2 protein-coding genes and 1 rRNA gene are annotated in these 4666 nt (G+C 61.6%); all 3 read left to right on the top strand.

Features of this window, described 5'->3' with window-relative positions; genetic code table 11:
- Positions 1–110 (top strand): 5S ribosomal RNA (rrf, locus tag FEM54_RS25160); the annotation flags it as partial.
- A 162-nt stretch (positions 111–272) separates the two neighbouring features.
- Positions 273–3725, top strand: coding sequence for an exodeoxyribonuclease V subunit gamma (gene recC, locus FEM54_RS25155; protein WP_138453503.1), 3453 nt, complete (start codon positions 273–275; stop codon positions 3723–3725).
- On the top strand, positions 3722–4666 hold a 945-nt coding region (locus FEM54_RS25150; RefSeq protein WP_171045896.1), incomplete at its 3' end, for a UvrD-helicase domain-containing protein. The genes recC and FEM54_RS25150, both read left to right, overlap by 4 nt.

Raw genomic sequence — 4666 nt, 5'->3', positions numbered from 1 at the left:
GACCATAGAGCATTGGAACCACCTGATCCCATCCCGAACTCAGTAGTGAAACGATGCATCGCCGATGGTAGTGTGGGGTTTCCCCATGTGAGAGTAGGTCATCGTCAAGATTAAATTCCGAAACCCCTGATTGCTAACGCAATCAGGGGTTTTGTTTTGGGCGGTCGAAAAGTGTGGGCATGCAATGTATCAAGCGTTTCCCTGTTGCAGCCTGCCACCGCCTTCAATGCTAAAGTCCATGCCTCGATTTTGCTTTTCCCAAGGAAGCCGTTATGCCGGATGCGACGTCCCTCAGCGCTGGATTCATGGTGGTTCACGGCAACCGCCTGGACGAACTGCGCAGTCTGGTAGTCAGCTGGATGCGCCGTTATCCCCTGGCTCCTCTGGAAAACGAAATTGCCTTGGTCCAGAGCAACGGCATTGCCCAATGGCTCAAGTTGGCCTTGGCAGAAGATCCGGAAGAAGATGATATGGGCGGCTGTGGCATCGCCGCGGCTATCGATGTGCAACTCCCCGGTAGCTTCATGTGGCAGCTCTATCGCATGGTTTTGGGCAAAGACGAAATCCCGCCCAAATCCCTGCTCGATAAGGCCCCGCTGACCTGGCGCCTGATGCGCTTGCTCCCGGAGCTCATCGACCAACCGCACTTTGAGCCCCTGCAGCGCTTTCTCACCGACGACACCGACCTGCGCAAACGCTATCAACTGGCCGAACGCCTGGCCGACTTGTTCGACCAATACCAGGTCTACCGCGCCGACTGGCTGGAAGATTGGGCCGCCGGTCGCCATCAACTGCGCAATGGCCGAGGCGAAGCAAAGCCCCTGAACCCGGCAAATTGCTGGCAGGCCGAACTATGGCGCGCACTGCTATTGGACGTTGGCGAAGAGGGCATGGCCGAAAGCCGTGCCGGTGTTCACCAGCGTTTTATCGAGCGGATCAACACCCTCGAAAAAGCCCCTCAGGGGCTGCCGTCCCGAGTCATCGTTTTCGGCATTTCATCCTTGCCCGCCCAAGCGCTGGAAGCACTCGCCGGCCTGGCACGCTTCAGCCAAGTCCTGCTGTGCGTACACAACCCTTGTCGCCACCACTGGTCCGACATCGTCGCCGACAAAGACCTGCTGCGTAACGAGTACAAACGCCAGGCGCGCAAAGCCGGCATGCCAGTCACCATCGACCCGCAAACCCTGCACCAGCATGCGCACCCGTTGCTGGCCGCTTGGGGCAAACAGGGCCGCGACTACATTAGCCTGCTGGACAGCTACGACGACCCCAACAGCTACCGCGCCGCCTTCCGTGATGGCCGCATCGACCTGTTCAGCGACAACGAACCCACCACGTTGCTCAACCAATTGCAGGACGACATCCTCGAACTGCGCCCACTCAATGAAACCCGCGAACTGTGGCCGGGTGTCGATCTAAATCACGACAGCTCCATCCGCTTCCACGTCGCCCACAGCGCCCAACGCGAAGTGGAAATCCTCCATGACCAATTGCTCCAACGCTTCAGCGCCGCCCCCACACTGCGCCCGCGTGACATCATCGTCATGGTCCCCGACGTCGACAGCTACGCGCCGCACATCCGCGCCGTCTTCGGCCAGCTTGAGCGAAACGACCCACGCTTCATCCCGTTCACCCTCACCGACCAAGGCCAACGCGGCCGCGATCCGCTGCTGATCGCCGTCGAACACCTGCTAAAACTTCCAGATAGCCGCTTCCCCGTCAGCGAAATCCTCGACCTGCTCGACGTCCCCGCCTTGCGCGAACGTTTTGCCATCAAGGAACGTGATCTGCCCACGCTGCACCGCTGGATCGAAGGCGCCGGCATTCGCTGGGGCCTCAACGCCGAACAGCGCGCCGGCCTCGGCCTCCCCCAGGAGCTTGAGCAAAACAGCTGGCGATTCGGCCTGCGCCGTATGTTGCTGGGCTATGCCGTGGGCACTGGAATCGCCTGTGACGGTATTGAGCCCTACGATGAAATCGGCGGGCTGGACGCCGCGTTGATCGGCCCACTGGTCGCCTTGCTCGATGCGCTAAACCACGCCCATCAAGCCTTGTCACAACCGGCAAGCCCCCCAGAATGGGGCGAGCGCCTGCAACGCCTGATGCAGCTGTTCTTCCTGCCCAGCAGCGAGCACGACGACTATCTACTCGGCCAACTCGAACAGCTGCGAGAAGACTGGCTGGAAACCTGCGAGTCCGTCGGCCTGCAGGACGAGTTACCCCTTACCGTCGTCCGCGAAGCCTGGCTCGCCGGCCTGGACCAAGGCCGCCTGTCCCAGCGCTTCCTTGCTGGGGCTGTCAATTTTTGCACCCTGATGCCCATGCGCGCCATCCCGTTCAAACTGGTCTGCCTGCTCGGCATGAACGACGGCGACTACCCGCGAGCCCAGCCGCCGTTGGACTTCGACCTGATGGGCAGCGACTACCGCCCCGGCGACCGTTCACGCCGCGAAGACGATCGTTACCTGCTGCTCGAAGCGCTGCTGTCCGCCCGCGATCAGCTCTATATCAGCTGGGTAGGCCGCAGCATCCGCGACAACAGCGACCGCCCGGCCTCGGTATTGATCGGCCAGCTGCGTGACCACCTCGCCAGCGGCTGGCATAACGCAGACACACAAGAACCGTTGCTGGAAGCCATGACCCAGGAGCACCCACTCCAACCCTTCAGCGCCCGCTATTTCCACGAAGGTGATGCGCTGTTCAGCTACGCCCGCGAATGGCAATTGCTCCATCAAGCACCCGTGGCCACCGCCACAGAAGAACACTTGGCAGAGCACCACCAGGAAGAACCTCTGAGCCTCGGTCAGTTGCAAGACTTTGTGCGCAACCCCGTCAAACACTTCTTCAGCCAGCGTCTGAAAGTGTTCTTCGAGGCCGCTGAAGTCCCGCTGGCCGATGAAGAACCTTTCGTTCTCGATGCCTTGCAACGCTACAGCCTCAGCGACAGCCTGCTCAATGCAGCCTTGGCCCAGCCCGATCACATAGACCAGGCCCTGAATGCCCAAGCCCTGCGCCTGCAAGGCAGTGGCCTGCTGCCCATGGTCGGTTTCGGCGAATGCCTGCGTAATGAATTGGTCGAGCCATTGCCCGATCTACTGCAGCGTTATCAACACTTACTGGCGCTCTGGCCTACGCCACAAACCGCTGCCGAACCGATCAGTTTTGAGCATCAAGGCATCGAACTCGAAGGCTGGATCAGTGGTCTGCATCGGCGCAGTGATGGCGGATTGTTAAGCGTCACCACCATCCCCAACAGCATTGGCTCGATCAAGACCCGCAAGTGGCATCGACTGATCCGCCCGTGGGTCAATCATGTGGTGGCCTGCGCCTGCGGCTTGCCACTCAGTACCGGGCTGGTCGCCAGTGACGACACCCTGCTGCTGGCCCCGCTGGAAAAAACCGTCGCCCAGGAAATACTCGGCAACCTTTTACTGGCCTGGCACACCGGCATGCGCAAACCACTGCCCGTCGCCGTGAAAACCGCCTTCGCCTGGCTCGGCCAAACCGACCCCGACAAGGCCCAGGCGGCAGCCAGCAAAGCCTACGAAGGTGACGGCCTGACCACCGACGGCGAACGCCGCGAAACCCCGGCGCTCACCCGCCAATTCCCGGATTACACCACGCTCATCGCCAGCGAAGAATTCGAAGGTTGGGCCGAGACCCTGTATCGGCCCTTGATCAACGCCCCATGGCGGTCACTCAGCAGCGAGGAGGCCAGCGCATGATCAGTAAACCTTTGGCCCTGGCCTTCCCACTCAAAGGCAGCCAGCTGATTGAAGCCAGCGCCGGCACTGGCAAGACCTTCACCATTTCCGCCCTGTACCTGCGCCTGGTGCTTGGCCACGGTGGTGAAGAATCCGGCTTTGGTCGTGAACTGCTGCCACCGCAAATCCTGGTGGTGACCTTCACCGACGCCGCCACCAAAGAGCTGCGCGAACGCATCCGCATCCGCCTCGCCGAAGCCGCGCGGTTCTTCCGCGACGAAATTGAGCAACCGGACGCCCTGATCGCCGACCTGCGTGACCAATACCTGCCCGAGCAATGGCCAGCCTGTGCCAACCGCCTGGACATCGCCGCCCAATGGATGGACGAAGCTGCCGTCTCGACCATCCACAGTTGGTGCCAGCGCATGCTGCGCGAACACGCGTTCGACAGCGGCAGCTTGTTCACTCAAACCCTGGAAACCGACCACAGCGACCTGCTCGGCGAAGTGCTGCGCGATTACTGGCGGCTGTTCTGCTACCCAATGCACGACGATGCGCTCAACTGGGTGCGCAAAAACTGGAGCGGCCCCGCCGCGCTGATGCCTCGCGTGCGCGCGCTGTTCGGCAGCGAACGGCCCACCGATGAAACCCGTGAGCCGGCCGAATTGATCAACGCTTGCTTGCAAGAGCGCCGCCAAGCGCTGGTCGCGCTCAAGGCGCCCTGGCAACAATGGGCCATCGAGCTGCGCGATATCTGCCTGCAAGCCGTCGCCGCCAAAGCCGTCGACGGCCGCAAGATGCAGGCGCGTTACTTCGAACCCTGGTTCGAAAAGATCAGCGCCTGGGCCGCTGACGAAACCCTCGAACAACTCGACATCGGCACCGGCTTCACCCGCCTCACGCCCGATGGCATGGCCGAAGCCTGGAAGGGCGAGCCGCCGCGTCACCCTGGCATAGACGCC

The sequence above is a fragment of the Pseudomonas edaphica genome (assembly GCF_005863185.1).
In the GTDB taxonomy this organism is placed as follows: Bacteria; Pseudomonadota; Gammaproteobacteria; order Pseudomonadales; family Pseudomonadaceae; genus Aquipseudomonas; species Aquipseudomonas edaphica.
Note: the sequence above shows the minus strand (reverse complement) of the source record. Positions and strands in the feature narration are given on the sequence as shown.

Coding starts and splice junctions, on each gene's coding strand:
- recC (WP_138453503.1), top strand. CDS start 273: ATGCCGGATGCGACGTCCCTCAGCGCTGGATTCATGGTGGTTCACGGC.